General features: G+C 60.9%; 22 protein-coding genes and 1 pseudogene. 12 read left to right on the top strand and 11 right to left on the bottom strand.

The annotated features are described in order from the left end of the window. Nucleotides 1–132 precede the first annotated feature (132 nt). The 6 genes from N2597_RS26410 (at nucleotide 133) to N2597_RS26385 (ending at nucleotide 6,684) form a co-directional block, all read left to right on the top strand. The gene (locus tag N2597_RS26410; protein WP_064684170.1) at nucleotides 133–453 is read left to right on the top strand and encodes a hypothetical protein; all 321 of its coding nucleotides are present in this window, start codon (nucleotides 133–135) and stop codon (nucleotides 451–453) included. Nucleotides 454–710: 257 nt separating this feature from the next. Further along, entirely contained in the window at nucleotides 711–1,715 is a 1,005-nt protein-coding gene (locus N2597_RS26405) for a LacI family DNA-binding transcriptional regulator (protein ID WP_077989875.1), read from the top strand. A 36-nt stretch (nucleotides 1,716–1,751) separates the two neighbouring features. Further along, nucleotides 1,752–3,044, top strand: coding sequence for an ABC transporter substrate-binding protein (locus N2597_RS26400; RefSeq protein ID WP_183601943.1), 1,293 nt, complete (start codon nucleotides 1,752–1,754; stop codon nucleotides 3,042–3,044). Nucleotides 3,045–3,136: 92 nt separating this feature from the next. After that, nucleotides 3,137–4,075 carry a carbohydrate ABC transporter permease gene (locus tag N2597_RS26395; RefSeq protein WP_077989874.1) on the top strand — a complete coding sequence of 313 codons (939 nt, stop codon included), beginning with the start codon at nucleotides 3,137–3,139 and terminating at the stop codon, nucleotides 4,073–4,075. Further along, nucleotides 4,068–4,961 (top strand): carbohydrate ABC transporter permease, encoded by an 894-nt coding sequence (locus tag N2597_RS26390; protein ID WP_077989873.1) that lies wholly within the window; start codon nucleotides 4,068–4,070, stop codon nucleotides 4,959–4,961. The genes N2597_RS26395 and N2597_RS26390 overlap by 8 nt, the downstream gene beginning before the upstream one ends. Nucleotides 4,962–4,965: 4 nt before the next feature. Beyond that, nucleotides 4,966–6,684, top strand: a complete 1,719-nt coding sequence (locus N2597_RS26385) for a GH32 C-terminal domain-containing protein (RefSeq protein ID WP_183601945.1) — start codon at nucleotides 4,966–4,968, stop codon at nucleotides 6,682–6,684. A 63-nt stretch (nucleotides 6,685–6,747) separates the two neighbouring features. Here N2597_RS26385 and N2597_RS26380 read toward each other — a convergent pair whose 3' ends face one another. Further along, nucleotides 6,748–7,251 (bottom strand): YciE/YciF ferroxidase family protein, encoded by a 504-nt coding sequence (locus N2597_RS26380; RefSeq protein ID WP_183601947.1) that lies wholly within the window; start codon nucleotides 7,249–7,251, stop codon nucleotides 6,748–6,750. A 337-nt stretch (nucleotides 7,252–7,588) separates the two neighbouring features. Between N2597_RS26380 and N2597_RS26375 the strand changes: the two genes are divergently transcribed. Both N2597_RS26375 and N2597_RS26370 read left to right on the top strand, forming a co-directional pair. Next, on the top strand, nucleotides 7,589–8,116 hold the full coding sequence (locus N2597_RS26375; RefSeq protein ID WP_040112008.1) for a sigma-70 family RNA polymerase sigma factor: 528 nt from the start codon (nucleotides 7,589–7,591) through the stop codon (nucleotides 8,114–8,116). 141 nt (nucleotides 8,117–8,257) lie between these two features. Further along, on the top strand, nucleotides 8,258–9,595 hold the full coding sequence (locus N2597_RS26370; RefSeq protein ID WP_183601949.1) for a cytochrome P450: 1,338 nt from the start codon (nucleotides 8,258–8,260) through the stop codon (nucleotides 9,593–9,595). Between the two features lie 51 nt (nucleotides 9,596–9,646). Here N2597_RS26370 and N2597_RS26365 read toward each other — a convergent pair whose 3' ends face one another. The 4 genes from N2597_RS26365 to N2597_RS26350 all read right to left on the bottom strand — a co-directional run bounded on the left by N2597_RS26365 (nucleotide 9,647) and on the right by N2597_RS26350 (nucleotide 11,513). Beyond that, nucleotides 9,647–9,817 (bottom strand): hypothetical protein, encoded by a 171-nt coding sequence (locus N2597_RS26365; protein ID WP_183736540.1) that lies wholly within the window; start codon nucleotides 9,815–9,817, stop codon nucleotides 9,647–9,649. Next, nucleotides 9,817–9,969: a hypothetical protein gene (locus tag N2597_RS26360; RefSeq protein ID WP_183601951.1), complete on the bottom strand. Its 153-nt coding sequence runs from the start codon at nucleotides 9,967–9,969 to the stop codon at nucleotides 9,817–9,819. The genes N2597_RS26365 and N2597_RS26360 overlap by 1 nt, the downstream gene beginning before the upstream one ends. Nucleotides 9,970–10,112: 143 nt before the next feature. Continuing rightward, nucleotides 10,113–10,874, bottom strand: a complete 762-nt coding sequence (locus N2597_RS26355; RefSeq protein ID WP_183601953.1) for a Crp/Fnr family transcriptional regulator — start codon at nucleotides 10,872–10,874, stop codon at nucleotides 10,113–10,115. Nucleotides 10,875–11,000: 126 nt separating this feature from the next. After that, nucleotides 11,001–11,513, bottom strand: coding sequence for a ferritin-like domain-containing protein (locus N2597_RS26350; RefSeq protein WP_106796426.1), 513 nt, complete (start codon nucleotides 11,511–11,513; stop codon nucleotides 11,001–11,003). A gap of 160 nt (nucleotides 11,514–11,673) precedes the next feature. Here N2597_RS26350 and N2597_RS26345 point away from each other — a divergent pair, with 160 nt between their 5' ends. The 3 genes from N2597_RS26345 (at nucleotide 11,674) to N2597_RS26335 (ending at nucleotide 14,127) form a co-directional block, all read left to right on the top strand. Beyond that, complete coding sequence (locus N2597_RS26345; protein WP_183601955.1) at nucleotides 11,674–12,171, top strand: DUF4142 domain-containing protein; 498 nt, start codon at nucleotides 11,674–11,676, stop codon at nucleotides 12,169–12,171. Continuing rightward, on the top strand, nucleotides 12,168–13,151 hold the full coding sequence (locus N2597_RS26340; RefSeq protein ID WP_341356271.1) for an alpha/beta hydrolase: 984 nt from the start codon (nucleotides 12,168–12,170) through the stop codon (nucleotides 13,149–13,151). The genes N2597_RS26345 and N2597_RS26340 overlap by 4 nt, the downstream gene beginning before the upstream one ends. Before the next feature lie 256 nt (nucleotides 13,152–13,407). Continuing rightward, nucleotides 13,408–14,127, top strand: a complete 720-nt coding sequence (locus tag N2597_RS26335; protein ID WP_040142355.1) for a Crp/Fnr family transcriptional regulator — start codon at nucleotides 13,408–13,410, stop codon at nucleotides 14,125–14,127. 60 nt (nucleotides 14,128–14,187) lie between these two features. Here N2597_RS26335 and N2597_RS26330 read toward each other — a convergent pair whose 3' ends face one another. The 3 genes from N2597_RS26330 to N2597_RS26320 all read right to left on the bottom strand — a co-directional run bounded on the left by N2597_RS26330 (nucleotide 14,188) and on the right by N2597_RS26320 (nucleotide 15,440). Then, nucleotides 14,188–14,616 carry a DUF983 domain-containing protein gene (locus tag N2597_RS26330; protein WP_183602187.1) on the bottom strand — a complete coding sequence of 143 codons (429 nt, stop codon included), beginning with the start codon at nucleotides 14,614–14,616 and terminating at the stop codon, nucleotides 14,188–14,190. Between the two features lie 72 nt (nucleotides 14,617–14,688). Beyond that, nucleotides 14,689–14,964 (bottom strand): hypothetical protein, encoded by a 276-nt coding sequence (locus N2597_RS26325; protein WP_077989869.1) that lies wholly within the window; start codon nucleotides 14,962–14,964, stop codon nucleotides 14,689–14,691. A 104-nt stretch (nucleotides 14,965–15,068) separates the two neighbouring features. Beyond that, entirely contained in the window at nucleotides 15,069–15,440 is a 372-nt protein-coding gene (locus N2597_RS26320) for a hypothetical protein (protein ID WP_040112015.1), read from the bottom strand. A gap of 277 nt (nucleotides 15,441–15,717) precedes the next feature. On the opposite strand from N2597_RS26320, the gene N2597_RS26315 reads away from it, so the two are divergent. Further along, nucleotides 15,718–16,017 carry a hypothetical protein gene (locus N2597_RS26315; RefSeq protein ID WP_009996582.1) on the top strand — a complete coding sequence of 100 codons (300 nt, stop codon included), beginning with the start codon at nucleotides 15,718–15,720 and terminating at the stop codon, nucleotides 16,015–16,017. A 16-nt stretch (nucleotides 16,018–16,033) separates the two neighbouring features. Here N2597_RS26315 and N2597_RS26310 read toward each other — a convergent pair whose 3' ends face one another. The 3 genes and pseudogenes from N2597_RS26310 to N2597_RS26300 form a co-directional block, all read right to left on the bottom strand. Further along, on the bottom strand, nucleotides 16,034–16,288 hold the full coding sequence (locus N2597_RS26310) for a hypothetical protein (protein WP_183736539.1): 255 nt from the start codon (nucleotides 16,286–16,288) through the stop codon (nucleotides 16,034–16,036). A 19-nt stretch (nucleotides 16,289–16,307) separates the two neighbouring features. Further along, nucleotides 16,308–16,428: pseudogene (locus N2597_RS26305) on the bottom strand (Crp/Fnr family transcriptional regulator); the annotation flags it as partial. Nucleotides 16,429–16,435: 7 nt separating this feature from the next. Further along, the gene (locus N2597_RS26300; RefSeq protein WP_183602189.1) at nucleotides 16,436–17,815 is read right to left on the bottom strand and encodes a sensor histidine kinase; all 1,380 of its coding nucleotides are present in this window, start codon (nucleotides 17,813–17,815) and stop codon (nucleotides 16,436–16,438) included. Between the last annotated feature and the right edge of the window lie 5 nt (nucleotides 17,816–17,820).

The raw sequence follows: 17,820 nt of genomic DNA, 5'->3' as shown, positions 1-17,820 counted from the left end.
CAATCGCTGCTGCGTCTGCCGGTCGAAGGCGCCCAATCGCCACATATTTGTCAGCAGCCGTTGCGGAACAATGACCTGCCAGTGAGGTTGTGGATAGGCCAATAAGGCAAAATTCCCAAGGAGGATATCGCAATGCATATGAAACTCGTAGCAGCTTCGCTGTTTGCCATCGGCATGGCCACATCAGCCTTCGCCCAGTCCAATCCGGCTCCGGCCGGCGCCACGATCGACAAGAATGCGGCAGATCAGGGCGGCGGCGCGAGCGGCGACATGAAAGCCAAGAAGCCGATGGCCACTGATACCACCACGACCGGCTCAACGACCGGCGGCACGATGAAGACGGACAAGGTCAAGTGCCCCGATCCGGTGAACAATTCCGACAATCTCCAGACGCAGGGCGGCAGGAGCAATGCTACTCCGATGGACGAAGCGTGCGCAGCCCATAACAATTGACGGCTTGCCTGCCCAGGAACCCCGCTTCGGCGGGGTTCGGGGTCGCAGAGAAGCTCACTCTCGTTGCCGAGGTGCGTTGGAGGATGCCGTGCCATGCCGCGCGGGGAGGGGATTCCGCACCCGACAAGGCAGCGGAAGATGACGTAAAAAAGGGCAGGCGCGCAGCGCACGCGATCCACAGCGGCGAACTGCACCCGCTTGACTCATCAAAATGGGATTGATACCGGTATGGGTAATCGATAACCCAAAGCAAGCCAGTGACCGCTTCACTCAACGACATAGCCGCCCGTGCAGGCGTTTCCGTCAAGACCGTCTCAGGCGCGTTACATGGCGGCTCCGCGCGCATGTCCGATGAAACCCGGCAGCGGATCAAGGAGATCGCCGAGGAGCTCGGCTATGTCACCAACTTCGCCGCCCGCAGCATGCGGCAGGGCTGGATGCCGCTCGTCGGCCTTGTCGCCGATGATCTGATCACCTCGCCTTTTGCCACGGAGATCATCAGGGGGCTTGACGGCGCCGTGCGCGCCGCAGACATGGCCGTCTTCGCCATGACGCTCGGCGGCCACCGGAGCATCGCATCGATCCTCGACGAGATGCGGCGCTTTCGTCCGCGGGCGATCGCCTACGCCGCCATGTATCACAAGAGCGTCGACCTGCCGCCCGAATTTGCCGATGCGGTCGGCGTCATGATCAATTGCCGCGATGCCAACGACCGCGTCACTTCGCTGGTGCCCGATGAAACTGGGGCGGCGCTCGAGATTACCAACTATCTCATCGATGCCGGCCGCCGCAACATCGCCTTCATCAATCTGCCGGGGCTGCTCGCCGGCGAACTTCGTGAACTCGGCTTCCGGCAGGCGCTCGATCAGGCTGATATCGACGGAGCCGGCGCCATCGTCCTGCCCGCCGTCAGCAAGGCGATCTACAGCGACCGGGCCCACAGCCTTGTCTCCGCGCATGTGCATGCGATGATGAACGGCTCCCGGCGCCCCGATGCCATCCTGTGCGGCAATGACCGCGTTGCCATGGAGGTCTATGCCGCGCTGCGCCGGACAGGCGCGTCCATTCCCGACGACGTCGCCGTTGCGAGTTTCGACAACCAGGTCGAGATCGCCTCGCGTCTCGACCCACCGCTGACCACCATGGCGCTTCCCCATCGCGCCATGGGCCGCCAGGCCGCACAAATCCTGCTTGCCGAAGACCGGGTCCCGGTCGGGGTGCAGAAACTGCCGTTCCAACTGGTGGAGCGGGCATCCGTATAAATTGAAATAGGCCCATTCAATTGAGGAGGAATTCTAATGGGTAAACGTTTACTTTGGTCTCTGGTCCTGTCCTCGGCCTTATCAGCCATGGGGGCGCAGGCAGCCGAGAAAACCGTCATCCAGGTCATGCACCAGGGCGATCCCGGTTTTGTCGCCGCCTATGGCAAGGTCGCCGAACGGTTCGAGGCGGCCAATCCCGATGTTGACGTGCAGTTCATCTATGCGCCGCACGATGCCTATAACGAGAAGTTCAGCGCCGCCGTCATGGCCAAGCAGCTGCCCGACGTCATGGAGCTCGATGCACCGTTCCTCGCCAATTACGTCTGGTCGGGCTATCTTCAGCCCATCAAACCGCTGATCGACAAGGATCTCCTCGACGACATGACGGAGTCCAACATCGCCCAGGGCACATACCCGATCGATAAGGACCTCTACGCGATCGGGCTGACCGACTCCTCGGTCGTTCTTTACGGCAACAAGAAATATCTCGAAGCAATTGGCGCCCGCATTCCGAAATCCGTCGAGGATGCCTGGACCCGGGAGGAGTTCGAAACCTATCTCGAGAAGCTTTCCAAAGTCGATGGCGTGAAGTGGCCGATCGACACCTTCCGCGGCTACGGCATCAAGACCGAATGGATCACCTATGCCTATGGCCCGATCCTGCAATCGGCCGGCTGCGATCTGATCGACCGCAAGGCCTGGAAATCCGAAGGCACGCTCGACAGCGACGCCTGCGTCGATACGCTGGCAATGATGCAGAAATGGGTCAACAATGGCTGGGTCGTGCCGCAATCGGCCGGGACCAACCAGTTCTTCGCCGAAGGCAATCCGGCAGCGCTGGCACTCGGCGGACACTGGGTCTATGCGGAAGCCGCCGCGACCATGAAGGACAACATCGTCGTGCTGCCGCTTCCAAAATTCGGCGCCAAGGGCGCGAGCCCCGACGGCACCTGGATCTGGGCGGTCACCAAGACGTCGGCGCATCCCGAGATCGCAGGCAAGTTCGTCAGCTTCCTGCTGAAGGACAAGGAGTTTCGCGCCTACGTCGCAAGCCAGTCCGGCTATCCCGGCCTGAAGAGTTTCGCCGCTGAATCTCCGCTCTATGCTCCCGGCGGCCCGATGGCGATCGCCTTCGAGCAGGCCTCGAAGACGGCCATCGCCCGCCCGCCGCACCCAGCCTATCCGACCATCACCTCCGCCTTCATGCAGGCCGTCGACGAGGTGTTCAATGGCGGCGATCCGAAGGAAGCGCTGACATCGGCCGCCAAGAAGATCGACCAGGATATCGAGGACAATGACGGCTATCCGCCATTCGGCGACGAGCAATAGGCGTCTCGTCGTCGACAGGTCGCGGCCCGGCGATGTCTCCGGCAGACATCGCCGGGCGCGACCGGCAGCCAAATTGGGAAAGGAGGAGCTATATGGTCCTGCAGCAATCGACATCTTCGACATCAGTTCGAAAAGCCTCGGCGCGCCGCCACGACAAGGGACGGCTGATGCAGGAAGCCGCCATGCTGGCGCCGGCCGTCATCCTATTGACCCTCTTTCTGATCGTGCCGTTCCTCCTGTCCTTCTGGACGGCGATGACCAACCAGCCTCTGGTGCCGCGGCCGACGCCGGTCCGGTTCGTCTGGTTTAACAATTTCATCCGTATCTTTCAGGACGACCTGTTCTGGACGGCCCTTTGGAACGTGTCCCGCTTCACCTTCTGGATCATTCCAGCGCAGTGCGGCCTCGCTTTTGCGACGGCGCTGCTGCTCCATCAGAAGCTGCCGTTCCGCAACCTGCTGCGCGGCATGTTCTTCCTGCCGGCAATCACCTCGATGGTCGTGGTCTGCGTCATCTGGGGCACGCTATTCCAGTATCCCACCGGGCCGTTCAACCAGATCCTCGGTTTCCTCTCGGGCGGGGCGATCCAGCCGATCGACTGGCTCGGCGATCCGCAATGGGCAATGTTCTCGCTCGTGCTGCTCTCGGCCTGGCAGGCCTATGGTTTCCAGATGATCGTCTACCTCGCCGGGCTTCAGGGCATTCCTGACGAACTCTACGATGCGGCCAAGATCGACGGCGCCAACGCTTTCCGCCGCTTCTGGCATGTGACCATGCCCGGCCTCAGGCCGACCCATGTCTTCGTGCTTGTCATCACCACCATCCAGGCCTTCAAGCTCTATACCCAGGTCGCTATCCTCACGCAGGGCGGGCCGAAAAGCAGCACCGAAACGGTGGTGCACTACATGGTCCGCGCCGGCTTCGAAGAGCAGAAGATGGGTTATGCCTCCGCCGTCTCGGTCATCCTGTTCGTGATCGTTCTCGTCATCGCGCTGATCCAGCGCCAGCTCCTGAGGCGCTTCGATGTCTGATATCGCTCTCTCGATCCCGCAGGCCAGCACGGCGCAGCCGCGTTCCGCCACGAGGATTCTGCGCACCATCCAGACCGTCTGCATCTTCATCATCGCATTGGTGATCGTCTCTCCATTGCTGCTGCTCGTCGTCGCCAGCCTCAAGGACGACCGGTTCCAGATTCTGGCCGACATGGGCAGCTTCCGGGCCTTCTGGGTGTCGAACCCGACGCTTTCCAACTACGCCGAGGTCGGCCACCTCTCCGGCGAACTCGCCTTCGGACGCTATCTCATCAACTCGTTGATCATCCTGATCACCACGGTCTGTTCCGGCCTGATCGTCAATTCGATGGCCGGCTTCGTATTGGCCTGTGGATCGCTCAAGGGCCGCGCCGTCATCCTGTCCGTCGTGATTGCGCTCTACGTGATCCCGCAGGAAAGCATCATCATGCCGCTGGTGATCATGGTTTCCAGGGCGGGTATGTCAGATACCTTCGCGGTGCAGATCGTGCCCTGGGTCGCAAGCCCGCTTTACATCTTCCTGTTCTACCAGTTCTTCGCGCAGCTGCCGAAGGAATTGCTTGAGGCCGCAGAGGTCGACGGCGCATCCTTTTTCCGGGCCTATCGCTCCATCTTCCTGCCGCTCAGCCTGCCGGCACTCGCCACCGTGTCGATCCTCATGGGCATCGAGACCTGGAACCAGTATCTCTGGCCGATCCTCGTCACGCAGACCGATTATGCCCGCCCCATCGCGGTGGCCATCGCCACCTTCTTCGGGCAGGACAGCATCTACTGGGATCGGGCGATGGCCGCCTCCGTTTTGATGATGATCCCGATCCTGGGGCTCTACCTCGCATTCCAGCGCTGGTTCGTGAGCTCCTTTATCGGCTCTGCCGTGAAAGGTTGAATTGATGACAAGCCAAGCGATTTCGCCCTCGGATGAAGCGGGGCTGGAGACGATCAGCGCCGTGCTGCCGGCGGGTTGCACGATCCATGCCTGGATCAAGGCGTCGCATGACGGCGCCCCGGCAAAGCTGACGTCACATGTCGATGGAGACCTGGCCGGCGCCGTCGAAACGTCAAATCCCGATGAATTCGAGTTTCGGCCGCTGACGCTGGAACGAGGCGGAGAAACCGCCTTCTCCTACGATCCTGCTACAACAGAGGTCTCGGTACTCTATGCCTTCCGCCAAGCCTCGGTTCTCGAAGAAGGCATCCGGCTGCTGCATGCCCGCCCTGCAAACGCCGCCCCCGAAGTGCCGGGTGGCTATCATTTCCGCCCGCCTTTCGGCTGGATGAACGATCCGAACGGGTTTGGAAGGTTCGGCGGCAAGCTGCACCTCTTCTACCAGCACTATCCCCATAGCCTTCGGTGGAACAACATGCATTGGGGTCATGCGGTCTCGAAGGACTATCTTCGCTGGACGCATCTCCCGATCTTTCTTTTCCCTTCGGATGAACTCGCCGCGCGGGCCGACGGGCGGGGCGGGGCATTTTCCGGCTCGGCGATCGCTCTCCCCGGCGATGAACCCGGCCTTCGCATTTTCTTCACCGAGCACATGAAGGACCGGGAACCGGAAGAACAGGTACAGTTCACGGCCACCAGCCGCGATCTTGTCAATGTCGAGCCGGCGCGCCTCATCCTGCCGGCGCGTCCTGCCGGGCTCGGCCTGACGACCGATTTCCGCGACCCTTACGTCTTCAAGGGGCCTGACGGCAAATGGAAGATGCTGCTCGGTACGCGAGACCGCGAGGGCGGCGTCATCCTGCTCTACGAAACCGATGATCCGGCCGCGGCGACGGGATGGACCTTCCTCGGCACGCTTCACCGCGAGAACCGCTTCGGAATGACGGCGGCGGAGTGCCCCTGCATGCTGCCCCTCGACGGCCCCGCCAACGACCCGGCGACGCGCTGGGCTCTGATCTTCGGTCTGCTGACGAGCCGAGACCCGGCAACGGGTCGGCGCAACATGACGTTTGCGACCGTCGGCCGTTTCGATGGCCGCAGCTTCTCCGTGGAATTCGAACAGGAGCTGGATTTCGGCACCGATGCCTACGCCTTCCAGGCCTTCGTCGACGAGGCTGGCCCGACCGGCATTGCCTGGCTTGCGAACTGGACAGATATCTCAAAGGAGATCGACATGCCGACGGCGATGACGCTGCCGCGCCGGCTGGCATTGCAAGACGGTGCGCTGATCACGCCGCCGGTGTCAGGTGTCGAAAGCCTGCGGCAGCGCCAGCTGGATGCTGGAGGCCTACTGGATGGCCGGACCGTCGATCTCGCCAACGGCTCCGTCGAAATCCTGCTCACCCTCGGGCAGGCCGGCAGCGCTTTCCGCCTCGATCTCGAACACCCCGAGGCGACGGTCGCAGTTCAGCTGAACGACGGCGGGCTGAGCATTCCCTTCTCGGTGGCAAACACCAAGGCATCGCCCCGCTATATCGCCGCCGGCGCGCGCCCGTCGACCATCCGGATCTTCCTCGATGCGGGGTCGATCGAAGTCTTTGCCGACGATGGGCGCTGGACCGGAACCAAGCGGCTGCCCGGCTTCAAGGGGGTGAGCACGGCGCGTCTGATCGCACCCGAGGGAAATATCATCGCCGCCGAAATCTGGCAGCTTGGTCTTTGATCTCAGGAGAAGCAGGTGCAAAGCACGGCCGCCGGGGCGGCGGCCGTTGCTGAATGAACGGGCTCAGGCTGCCTTGCCCTTGCCCTTCACGTTGGCCGAAGCCTCGGCGATCCGCGTGAGTTTCTTGTCGGTCGCCTCTTCTTCGGCCAGCGTTGCCTGCAGCAGCGGCACGGCATCCTTGAGGCCGAGCTGCTTTGCCCATGCGATCAGCGTGCCATAGCGGGCGATCTCATAATGCTCGACGGACTGCGCCGATGAGATCAGGCCGGCGTCGAGGGCGGCCGTGCCCTTGAACTCGTCCATGATTTCCTCGGCTTCGGCGATGATGCCCTGAATGGCTTCGCATGTCTTGCCGCGGGCCGGCTTGCCGACCATCTCGAAAACCTGCTCGAGGCGTTCGACTTGAGCCTGGGTCTCGTCGCGATGCTGCAGAAACGCGGCCTTGCCCTCTTCCGATTGCGCGGCGCGGGCCATCTTCGGCAGGGCTTTCAGTATCTGCTTTTCGGCATAGTAGATGTCCTTAAGGGTATCGAGAAACAGGTCGTTCAGAGTCTTCTCGGTTGCCATTTCAGTCCTCCTGTGGCGTGTCGTGACGACAATCAACTCTCGCATCGGCCGGATGTTCCGCGTGGAAATGACGCCTCCGTGGCTGGAGGCGTCATCTCTATCCGGCCAAGGAAGAGGCCGACCCGAGACTGTCGGGACGGCGATCAGCCGAACAATCGCCGAAAGCCGTTGTTCCCATTTGTACGGTCGTGAATGCTCCCTATCCGCAATGCTGGTCTCGGGCGAGGTCGTGACTGGTCGACGAGAAAGCCGGTCCAGGCAAAACACCGCTTTGTCCGATATCGTACGGCAACGAATAGGACGGCTGGAACTTTCCCTCTCATCCCAGGAGAGAAAAATGACTTCCTCGTCTTCCGTACGTCCTGCGTCGCATTGCAAAGAAAAGTCCGCAATCGAGCTTGAGATCGTCGAACTGACGCCGGCATTGCGCGCCTTTGCCCGCAGGTTTCTGCGCAGTGAGGACGACATTGATGATCTCGTCCAGGAGACCTTGCTGAAGGCGCTGAACTCGCTGCATCTCTATCAGCCCGGCACCTCGCTCAAATCTTGGCTTTTCACCATCCTTCGAAATACGTTCTGCACCAATTACCGCCGGCAAAAACGCGAGCCGGTCGGGATGGATGCGGCGCTGGAACAGGTTGCGATCGCGCCGACCCAGGAGTGGACGCTACGGGAGCACGAGCTGCAGCGGGCCCTGACACGTCTTTCCGACGACCGGCGCCGCGCACTGACATTGGTGGCTGCCGGAACCAGTTACGAGGATGCCGCCAGGATGTGCGGGTGCCGGATCGGCACCTTGAAAAGCCGCGTCAGCCGTGCCCGCGAGTCCCTGCTGCAGATGCTCGGAAACCATCTCGCCGACTGAGCGCCCAGTCGGTTCATCGGCCGGCCGGCAGGAACAAAAGGTCCTCGTCCCGGTTCCAAATTCAAGCCGATAAGATGGCTCTACACGTACAGGTCAGACCCCTCCGCCATGGAGGGCCGCTGCCGACCGGGCTGGAGTGTCATGAATGCGCGAAGCCACGCTGTTTTTCCCAGAGTAAACCGTGCCGGGTGGACCGATACGCTTCGGGTGATCATGACGATCGTGGCCCCGACGGTTGCCAAGGGCATCATCATCCGCCGCCCGACGATCGAGCATCTGGCGGAACGCCAGGACTGGAATGCAAAAGCCGTGAAACAGATGCAGCGGCTGAAAAAGAAATACGGTCCGGCGCCTCTTCTGCTGCCTATTCCATTCCGGCCGCAACTGCTCCTCCTGGATCCGGCCGATGTCTCCACGGTGCTCCAATCTTCGCCCGAACCGTTTGCCGCGGCAACGCCGGAAAAGCACGCCGCCCTTGCCCACTTCGAACCGAAGAACGTCCTTGTGTCGTCGGCCCCGCGGCGCGCCGAGCTTCGGCCCGCTCATGAGCAGGCATTGGCAACCGCAGATCGGCTCCATCCATATTCCGCCCATTTCAAGGGTGTCATCGACGCCGAATTCCTCCAGCTTTTGGGCGACATCAGATCCAACCGGTCGGGTGAGCTCGATTGGCCAGCTTTTTCGCAGGCCTGGTTTCGCGTCGTCCGGCGACTCGTCCTCGGCGAGCGGGCACGCAATGACATCAAATTGACCGAGACCTTGAACGACCTCCGAGGCCGGGCGAACTGGGCTTCTGCCGCCCCGGTCGACCGGCGCGAGCTTGCCCTGTTTCATCAGCAGGTCGGTCGCTATCTCAGCGAACCGGACAAGCACAGTCTCGTCAGCCGGTTTCCGAAAGGCGGTGAGTTTGCTCCGGAAAGCCAGGTGGCCCAGTGGCTGTTCGCTTTCGACGCGGCCGGAATTACCGTCATCAGGACGCTGGCGATGCTGGCCTGCCATGTGAGCTATTGGGGCAAAGCCGTGGAAGAGGCCATGAGCGGGGACCTCGACCGTCCTTTCACCCGCAGTTGCCTGCTCGAGGTCTTGCGGCTCTGGCCGACAACACCCGTCATCCTCAGACAGCTGACCGAGGATATCAAATGTGGCGGCAGGATCATCCCGCGTGGCACGGGCGTCATCATCTTCGCACCATTCTTCCATCGAGACCCCGAGTTCCTCTACGCCAACCGGATGGACCCGAGCATCTGGGGTCCGAATGATGCGTTGCCGGCGGCAGGGCTCGTACCCTTCAGTGCCGGTCCCGTCATCTGCCCGGCACATAATCTCGTACCGACGGTAGCGAGCCTTGCCGTCGGCGCCTTCTTGTCGGCGGCCGATGTTGTGCTGCTCCAACCCTCGCTTGCTGTCGACAATCTGCCCGGCACTCTCGATCACTTCGCCATCCGGCTCCGGCTGGCCGCTCGACGCAGGGAAAAATAGGCTCTGCCCTTCGATGGCGGTCGTTCGCGACGAAAACTCCGCCCGCACCTGCTACATCCTTTGCATTACGCCGTAGACGAGGATCGAGACGTAAAGCAGAAAGGCGATGGCGACCATTGTTGCTAACAGGGCGATGACCAGCCACAGGGGTTTCAGGCCGTTCCGCTGCTGTTCACTGCTCAGCCCGTCCACCCGGACCGAACCGTCTTTCGGCCGTTCCATCACGGATTGGCCTCCCTTGAAAACTCGATGCTATGATCGCTTCTGCTGCCTGCGTTCCAGGAGAGCGTAGTGCCGAGCACGATCAAAAGCCCGACTAGGACGATGGCTGCGATATAGACCGCGAAAGCGCGACGATCCGAACCTTGGTTCATCTTCCTCTCCTTCGGCTCTCGAACCAGCCGAAAGGCGGAATGTTCCGGACAACCGGTTGAGAAGGGCTCTACCAGCGGAGCAGGCGAGGTCCGGCCGCGGGTATGCCGGAAGATAAGTCGCGGCCGGGCTTCGATCCGCTTGCTCAGGCCGGGCGTGTGGGAGGTATGTCGTTCGGACCACGCTTCGGTTTCCTGAGAGGTCCGATCAGCCGCTCATATTCGTCCTCTGCCTTGCCATAGGCGTCGGAGGCGAAGTCCTCCAGGCCGCCGCGATCCCTGACGATCACCAGGCCGCGAACGGAGCGGATGAAGCGGTAGCCTTCGAGCAGATGCAGGGCCGTGGTGACACTCGGCCGCCGCACCGCCAACATCAAGGCGATGAACTCGTGCGTGAGCGCAAGTTCGTTGCCGTCGATCCTGTCGTGACACATCAAGATCCAGCGGGCCAACCGTTCATCGATCTCGTGGACGGCATTGGAGAGGGCGGTGAAGCCGGCCTGTGTGGCCAGAACATAGACGGCCTTGTGGAGCAGGCTGGCAAAAACCGGCTGGGTTTTCATCAGATCGAGCAGCGTGCTTTGCCGTAGACGATAGGCGAAACCCGGCACCTGGACGGTGACTTCCGGGACACTGATGCTTGCACCGACCACCGCAGCCGCCGGTGCAAAGCCGTCGCGACCGAACAACCCTGCTTCGACACGATTGCCCTCGGGCGAGATATTGATGACCGAACCTATCCCCTCGCAGGGAAAATAGGCGTGCTCGATGATTGCGTCGGCCGGGGCGATGATGAAACCGCGAGGTGTGGCGCAGGGTTCGAGATGGGCGACAACCGCCGCATACTCATCCTCGGGCAACAGGCCCAGCAGGCGGTTCTCCTTCGGCTGCATCGTCGTTTCTGCCATATTCGCTCTCCTATGAGTGCGGGACTGCAGGCAGTGTTATGGGTTCATGGACGCGATGGTTGGCCCCCAGCCGACTTCGTCAATCGGTTCCGCTTTGGTCAGCTGGTGAGCCGCTGAATTGAAAGCCTACACCTTGGCCGTCTCGCCCAACTGGCGCAGCGACAGGAACTTCGTCGTAAGAGCGACCAGATTGCCATTGATCCATTCCGCCATCGCCAGCTCTTCGCCCAGATTAGCCTGAAGACCGGACGTAGCCGCTCCGTATCCGCCCGCCTCGGCGACCGCCAGCAGCGATTTATAAGCGGCAGCTTCGTAGTTTTCGAAGGCGAAATTGGCGAAGGCGTTCTTCAGGATCTCATCGCCGGCAGCCGCATGGCCGAGAGCGGCCACGGACCCGGCAACCGAAAGCGCCATATCTTTCAGGGTCGATTTATCCTCGCCCAATCCATCGAGAATCTCCTCCAGCCGCACGATCTGGCCGTCGGTTTCGCGTATATGTCGGTCGAGCTTTTCGGCAACTTCAGGATAGTTCTCGATCCGTTTCAATTGCGGCTTCATGATGCTGAGCGCCTGGTTTTCCATGGCGTGCGCATTTCTCAGACCGACGACGAAGACGTCGCGAATTTCGTTCTCTGCCATATCAGTTCTCCTTTTTCGCCAGCCTAACTGCACGGTCTCGTCCTGGTTCCAAAAGAAGATTCAGGCGCGGCTGCCATGGACGCCGGAACCGTCCCCGCATCCGCTTGTTGGGGAGCATTCGCAATTGCGACGTCGCTAAATCAAGGATGAGGAGACAATCATGCGGCTGATATTCAACCTTTGCCTGTTCTTGTTGACGTCGGTACCCAGCTTCGCTGCCGATGATGCCGCTCGCAGCAAAGCAACCGATTTCGTCGCCCGCGCCGCCATGTCGAATATGTTCGAAGTGGAGGCAGCCAAGATTGAAGCTGCCAAAGGTAAGGCAGAGGACGCCAGGCAGTTTGCCGGCGACATGTTGAAGGATCACGGCCGGGCAGGGTCGACGCTTGCCGATGCGGCCAAGGAGGACGGCATTGCGCTGCCCACAGCGCTCGACGACCAGTACAACAAGAAGCTCGAGGCGCTTCGCCAAAGCGATCAGGCAAATCTCGACCAAGCCTATCTTTCGACACAGCTGACGGCGCATCAGGAGGCTGTAGCGCTCTTCGCGGACTATTCACAAAATGGTCCGGACGGCGCGGTGAAACGCGCCTCGCAGAAGATTCTGCCGGACCTCAGGATGCATTTGACGAGGATCCAGGGGCTGACCTCAAAGTGAGCGTGGCCAGTATCAGGAAAAAAGCCGGTTCGGACCCCTCTTTCACCACGCAGGAACTGCGCGGCGCTCGAAGGCTCAACGCGCTCCTCGGTCTCTTGCCTCGTTACCACACCGATCGGCGCTGGAATGCCAAGACGATCCAAGCCATGGTTCGGGCGGTCCAATCCCTGGTTCCTGATCCGCTGGCCCGTCCCGGCCAAACCGCCGGCCGCGCCACCTTGACCGTTGGCAGTCCTGTCGGCGTAAGAATGATCCTGCCGCGAGCAAACGCTCGTGGCCTTTATATCCATTTCCATGGCGGTGCATGGGTCATGGGCAATGCCCGTCTCGATGACGGCATCACCCGCCCGATCGCAAGGGATTGCGGGATGCTGGTGGCCGCGGTGAATTTCCATAACGCCGTCGATGATCGGCTCGACGTCACCCTCGATGACTGCAGGACGACGGTCAAGTGGCTTGTCGAGCACCTCGCCGAACTGCAGGTTGAACGGATCATCCTCGGCGGCGAGTCCTCCGGCGCCCATCTTGCCGCGGAGGCGCTTCTTCATCTGCGCGAGTGCGGCAAGGCACAGGCAGTTGCAGGATTTGTTTCCATGTGCGGTGGTTTCGACTTGACCGGATCGGAGAGCCTGCGGCGGTCGAACGGAAAGAGTCTCGTGATCGACGGGCCATCGGCGCTCCGCAACCTTCAGCGGCTGACACGGAGCCTAAACGGGCGAGAGGCCAAAGGTCCGCTGTTTGCCGATCTCTCGGGGCTTCCGCCCGCCTTGCTGATCGCCGGAGCACTCGATCCGATCATCGACGACAGCCTTTCCATGGCGCGGCAATGGCAGCAGCAAAGCAGCAACGCCGACTGCGTGATCTTTCCCGAAGCCCCGCACGGCTTCAATCGCTTCCCGACGAAGCTGGCGGCGAGAGCAAACAGAATTGTCCGTGAATGGATATCGAGGACAATCGCGACGGCGGAGGGCTCGAGCTAGGCGGTCATCTGGCATGTTCCGGCTTATCAGCACTTCTCAACATCAACGATCTGTCGCCGAGCGAGTACCGGGACCTTCATCGGCCGCGTCATCCGTCTACCTTGATCACACCATGTGCCTTTTTCGGCCCACTTGCTTCAGACGCATCAGCGGCAGCCGCAGCTCTGTACGCTAGTGCACAGTGTGTTGCTCAACGATTCTAGATGGTTAGGTTCGCCCGCGAGAGGGTCGCATTACCATAGATGCGCGAATGAATATGGATCACCAGCAATTGACTTTTCGAAACGAACTTTTGCGGGCCATGGGGCCGCAGGAGCGTGCACTTCTCGTGCCCTATCTGGAGCCGCTCGATCTCGAGGTTCCCTTGGTCCTTGAACTGGAAGATACGCCTATCAGCAATGTCTATATTCTGGAATCTGGGCTTGCGTCGATCGTGGCGAGATTTCCGGGCGGGCGCGACCTCGAAGTGGGCATCGTCGGCCGTGAGGGCATGACCGGCGCCGCGGTCATACTCGGAGGCGAACAGTCCGCGAACCGGACATTCATGCAGATTTCCGGACACGGCTTCAAATTGCCCGCACCCGTCCTTTCTGCCGCCGTGGAAGAAAGCCGCGCCCTGCGCAGTCTTCTTCTTGCCTATGTTCAGACGCTGCTTGCCCAGACGACCTCGACGGTTCTTGCCAACGGCCATGCCAAGCTTGAGGAGCGGCTCGCGCGCTGGCTGTTGATGGTGCATGACCGAACCGATGGCACGACCATCTGGCTGACGCATGAGTTTCTGGCTGTGATGTTGGGCGTCCGTCGGGCCGGCGTCACCGTCGCGCTACACCTGCTCGAAGGCAAAGGGCTAATCCGCTCCACCCGTCGGCAGATCGTTATCCTCAACCGGCGCGGACTGATCGAAGAGGCGCACGGATCCTACGGTGCAGCCGAAGAGGAATATAGACGATTGATCGGCACTCAACTTACGCGTTGACCTTGGACTGACGTTCGATCTGGCACGTCTGGCCTGCCCGGAAACTTGCGGCTACGCCGATCAGTTTTTGCCTTTTCGCTCGGCTTCTGACGCGTGCCAGTCAGCATCAATCCTGCCCTCTTCCGCTTTATGGAAGAATTGCGAGCAGACGAGCCAGCCCTTGAGCGGACGCAGAAGGAGGACACAGGCAAGTGCGGTCACAGGCAGGGTGACCAGAAGATGAACCCAGATCGGCGGCTCGAACGCCAATTGGATCCATAGGGCGAAGGCGAGGGCGGGCACGGCGGCGATGCTCATTGAGAAGAAAGCGGGCCCATCTGCCGGATCCGCGAAGGAGTAGTCCAGGCCGCAGACATCACAGTGGCGTGCGAGCTTCAGATAAGTCGCAAACAGATGGCCCCGCTGACATCGCGGGCAACGGCCGAGCAATCCAGTGATCGCCGGATTGGTCGTTGGTTCAAATTCGCTGATGTCGTGGTTCGGTTCCATCTCCCCGAACTTCGGCCGCGCCATCGGGTTCCATTGATCCTTCATGCAGGCGGCCGTTCGGATCGCGTTCGGCTATGGCGCCTCCACCTGCCCGCCAGGTTTGAATGCGGTGGCTTTTGTCATACCGCGCGCATTCTGTGTCAGTGCGAGGCGGCCAACCGATAGCAGCTTGTCAGGGTCTGTCACGCCGTGGCGAAAGAGGCCGATCAGCAATGCGGCGATCTTCTGCATCGCAGGGCCGCACAACGGCTCGCCGGTCTCGCGGCAGATCGCATTCAGGATGGACCGCAAGCGGCTGATACCGGCAGAATCCAGTGCTTTGAGATGTTTGGACTGACAGTCAGGCATAGCGCCCTTCCTGATGCCGAAGCTTCCCATTGTGCCGCTTAATAATGGCGTTCGACGAAGGCCGGTACAACTCCCCTGGCAGAACTGTACGGAAGCGAACATCCTCAATGATAATAGGAGGCATCAGGTCCGAACAAAGCCGCGGCCACCGCATCGATATCGGAAGAACGACCGCTCAGCACAAAGCCGCCGGGAGGCGCTTGCGACTGCTGGTGATGGGCAAAGACGAAGGGGATTCGGCGTGTCTCGAGCCAGTCGTTCAGCCAGAGCATGGCTTGATCGGAAATCCTGATGTCGATGATTACCGCCTCGAATTGAAGACCTTCGCTTAAGCGCTCCATCGCGCTGGAGACGACGACAGGCCCGGCGATCGAAGCCTGGCGGCGGATCAATGCCCGTTTTGCCTCGTTCGACAGAAAGCCGGACTCACCGATAATGAGGATCGTCTTGCCGGCGACCGGGTTGAGCGATTTCATGGCGGGCGCCTACAATAGCCTTGGTTTGACGATGATCATGCTGCTCAATGGCGACTCAAACCTCAGGCGATCCGCTTCTGCACCCTGCGTATCACATTCAAGCCTGCCGTGCGACGTTCTTCCTCGTTCCTGCCGAACCTGATCCGACCTCGTTGGTTCCACGGTCTTGTGGCTGGAAATCAACCCGGCAACCGGCATACGTACGCTTCCGTACCCGTGATTGAAATCGAAAATCCGAAGATTAGGATCACCTCACGTAATGGGGAGGAATGCGGAAATGACCCAGCATTCGGGGATTACGAAGCCGGCGCTGCAGCCCGAGGACATCGGCATGTTACACTCTGTACTGAAGGAATGGTGTCGGGAAAAGTCCTGCGAAATCGGCAGTCCGGCGGCGCAGCAGGTTGCGCGGGAACTTGTCTCCTGGTTCGAATGCGGGATCCGCAACCCGCATAGGCTCAGTGGTTTGATGCGGCACATGCATCTGGATTTCGAAAGCTTGCCAATCTCGACAGCCACATCAGGCGCGCGCTCGCCAGCCGTCAAGGCCGACCGGTTAGCGTGTCATGATGAATAGGAGGCGGCCTAACGCCCTAATCGCGGTTTGTTCCTCGTCCCTGAGCTTTCGAGAACGGCGGATTGTCCTCAGACAGATCATCGATGATCTTCAGCATCTCTGCGACGACCGTTCCGATCGACAGGCCCACCGTCTCCTTCAGACGATCCGCAGGTCGATGACATCGATCGCCAGCGCCGATGAGGATTGCTGGGAAGATATCCTCAGGGAACTCCTCCAGCTTCGCGCGACGATCATGCGCCTTCAAACCGGCGCCGCCATCACCTACCATTGATCCCATGTCCCACACCGGACGACCTGATTGTTCTCAGTCCTTCGATGACATGCAGTTCGTTCGACACGCCGGAGCGCCGCACGCCGAGCATAAGCGCCAGGAATTCATGGGGTGAGCGGCAGGTCGTTGCCGGCCAGCGGCCGCTCAAGCATCTCTCGGCAATCGAATGACGAAACCCGCACCCGGCCGTCGATCTTCGATCTGGAGCTCGGCCCTCAGTTGCTGCACAAGCGCGCGCACCACCTTCATTCCCAGGCTTTTTCCGCCATTTTCGTCGGACGAAAATTCCGGGGGCAGGCCCTTGCCGCCGTCCGATACTTCGAGGCGGAGTTCACCGCCGTTGTTGCGCGCGATAACGCAGACTGCGCCGCCGCCATCGCAATAGGCGTGCTTGAAGGCGTTCGTTACCAGCTCGTTGACCAGAAGGGCGATCTGGATGGCACGGTCGGCATCGACAATGCAAGGATCCGCGTCGACGGAGACAGTGTGGAGCGAGGTCGACTGTTCGAGGCGCTGGCACAGACTCGACAGGAAATCGGCGAGATCCACCATTTCGATATGGGGCTGCCGCCACAATTGATCATGCACCTGGGCAATCGTTCCGACGCGCGCTTCCGCGTCACGCAGGGCCTGCTCGACGTCCGGGTGTTTCGTCGAGCGCGCCTGCATCGCAAGCATTCCCGCAACCAGCGCGAGGCTGTTTTTGATGCGATGGCTCATCTCCCGCATCATCACCTGCTGATGTTCGTCGGCGGAGTGCCGCTGGGTGTCGTCGCGGAGCACCTTGAGAAAGCCGGCACCATGGTGATGGGCACGCAGCGGCATCGTCAATCCGCTGCCCCAGAATGTCGAACCGTCCTTACGTAAGTGGAAGCGTTCGTTTTCCGCGCGGCCGTGCTCTAGCGCGGCCTTCATCTCGCGTTCCGGTGCGCCGTCTTCTCGGTCCTCCGGGAGAAAGAGAATACGCGCGTCGCGCCCGAGAATCTCCTGTTCCTCATAGCCGAAGATCCGGCAGGCTCCCGTGTTCCAGCTGATGATCATTCCTTCCCGATCGAAGGCGAAGATTGCATAGTCGATCGCACTTTTGAGAATGAGCTGCAGGCGCTCCTCACTGGCGCGCAGCGCTTCGTCCTGCTGCAGCCTTCGTGTGCGGTCGCGGACGACCTTCATCAGGCCGTAGATCTGGCCGGTGTCGTTACGAAGCGGCATCATCAGCCCGGAGGCCCAGAACATGCTGTTGTCTTTTCGGACGTGCCATCGATCGTCGCTGGCACGTCCGGCGGTAAGAGCAAGCCTCATCTCCTTGAGCGCTGCACCGGCGAGCTGATCCTCGAAGGTAAAGATCACGGCGCTGTTCTGTCCGAGGATTTCCGGTGCTGAATAACCGAAGAGGCGTTCCGCGCCGGTGCTCCACGTCGCCACGGTGCCCTCGAGATCCATCGCAAATATGGCGTAGTCCAGCGCACTCTCGACGATGTGGCGATAGATTTCTGCGCCGTCGCCCGGAAAGGTATTTTGATCCATACCAG

This window comes from Rhizobium sophoriradicis, from assembly GCF_025200795.1.
Lineage (GTDB): Bacteria > Pseudomonadota > Alphaproteobacteria > Rhizobiales > Rhizobiaceae > Rhizobium > Rhizobium sophoriradicis.
The sequence above is the reverse complement of the archived record's forward strand: the minus strand, read 5'-3'. Positions and strand labels throughout refer to the sequence as shown.

Coding starts and splice junctions, on each gene's coding strand:
- N2597_RS26410 (WP_064684170.1), top strand. CDS start 133: ATGCATATGAAACTCGTAGCAGCTTCGCTGTTTGCCATCGGCATGGCC.
- N2597_RS26400 (WP_183601943.1), top strand. CDS start 1,752: ATGGGTAAACGTTTACTTTGGTCTCTGGTCCTGTCCTCGGCCTTATCA.
- N2597_RS26395 (WP_077989874.1), top strand. CDS start 3,137: ATGGTCCTGCAGCAATCGACATCTTCGACATCAGTTCGAAAAGCCTCG.
- N2597_RS26390 (WP_077989873.1), top strand. CDS start 4,068: ATGTCTGATATCGCTCTCTCGATCCCGCAGGCCAGCACGGCGCAGCCG.
- N2597_RS26385 (WP_183601945.1), top strand. CDS start 4,966: ATGACAAGCCAAGCGATTTCGCCCTCGGATGAAGCGGGGCTGGAGACG.
- N2597_RS26380 (WP_183601947.1), bottom strand. CDS start 7,251: ATGGCAACCGAGAAGACTCTGAACGACCTGTTTCTCGATACCCTTAAG.
- N2597_RS26375 (WP_040112008.1), top strand. CDS start 7,589: ATGACTTCCTCGTCTTCCGTACGTCCTGCGTCGCATTGCAAAGAAAAG.
- N2597_RS26370 (WP_183601949.1), top strand. CDS start 8,258: ATGAATGCGCGAAGCCACGCTGTTTTTCCCAGAGTAAACCGTGCCGGG.
- N2597_RS26365 (WP_183736540.1), bottom strand. CDS start 9,817: ATGGAACGGCCGAAAGACGGTTCGGTCCGGGTGGACGGGCTGAGCAGT.
- N2597_RS26360 (WP_183601951.1), bottom strand. CDS start 9,969: ATGAACCAAGGTTCGGATCGTCGCGCTTTCGCGGTCTATATCGCAGCC.
- N2597_RS26355 (WP_183601953.1), bottom strand. CDS start 10,874: ATGGCAGAAACGACGATGCAGCCGAAGGAGAACCGCCTGCTGGGCCTG.
- N2597_RS26350 (WP_106796426.1), bottom strand. CDS start 11,513: ATGGCAGAGAACGAAATTCGCGACGTCTTCGTCGTCGGTCTGAGAAAT.
- N2597_RS26345 (WP_183601955.1), top strand. CDS start 11,674: ATGCGGCTGATATTCAACCTTTGCCTGTTCTTGTTGACGTCGGTACCC.
- N2597_RS26335 (WP_040142355.1), top strand. CDS start 13,408: ATGGATCACCAGCAATTGACTTTTCGAAACGAACTTTTGCGGGCCATG.
- N2597_RS26330 (WP_183602187.1), bottom strand. CDS start 14,616: ATGGAACCGAACCACGACATCAGCGAATTTGAACCAACGACCAATCCG.
- N2597_RS26325 (WP_077989869.1), bottom strand. CDS start 14,964: ATGCCTGACTGTCAGTCCAAACATCTCAAAGCACTGGATTCTGCCGGT.
- N2597_RS26320 (WP_040112015.1), bottom strand. CDS start 15,440: ATGAAATCGCTCAACCCGGTCGCCGGCAAGACGATCCTCATTATCGGT.
- N2597_RS26315 (WP_009996582.1), top strand. CDS start 15,718: ATGACCCAGCATTCGGGGATTACGAAGCCGGCGCTGCAGCCCGAGGAC.
- N2597_RS26310 (WP_183736539.1), bottom strand. CDS start 16,288: ATGGTAGGTGATGGCGGCGCCGGTTTGAAGGCGCATGATCGTCGCGCG.
- N2597_RS26300 (WP_183602189.1), bottom strand. CDS start 17,815: ATGGATCAAAATACCTTTCCGGGCGACGGCGCAGAAATCTATCGCCAC.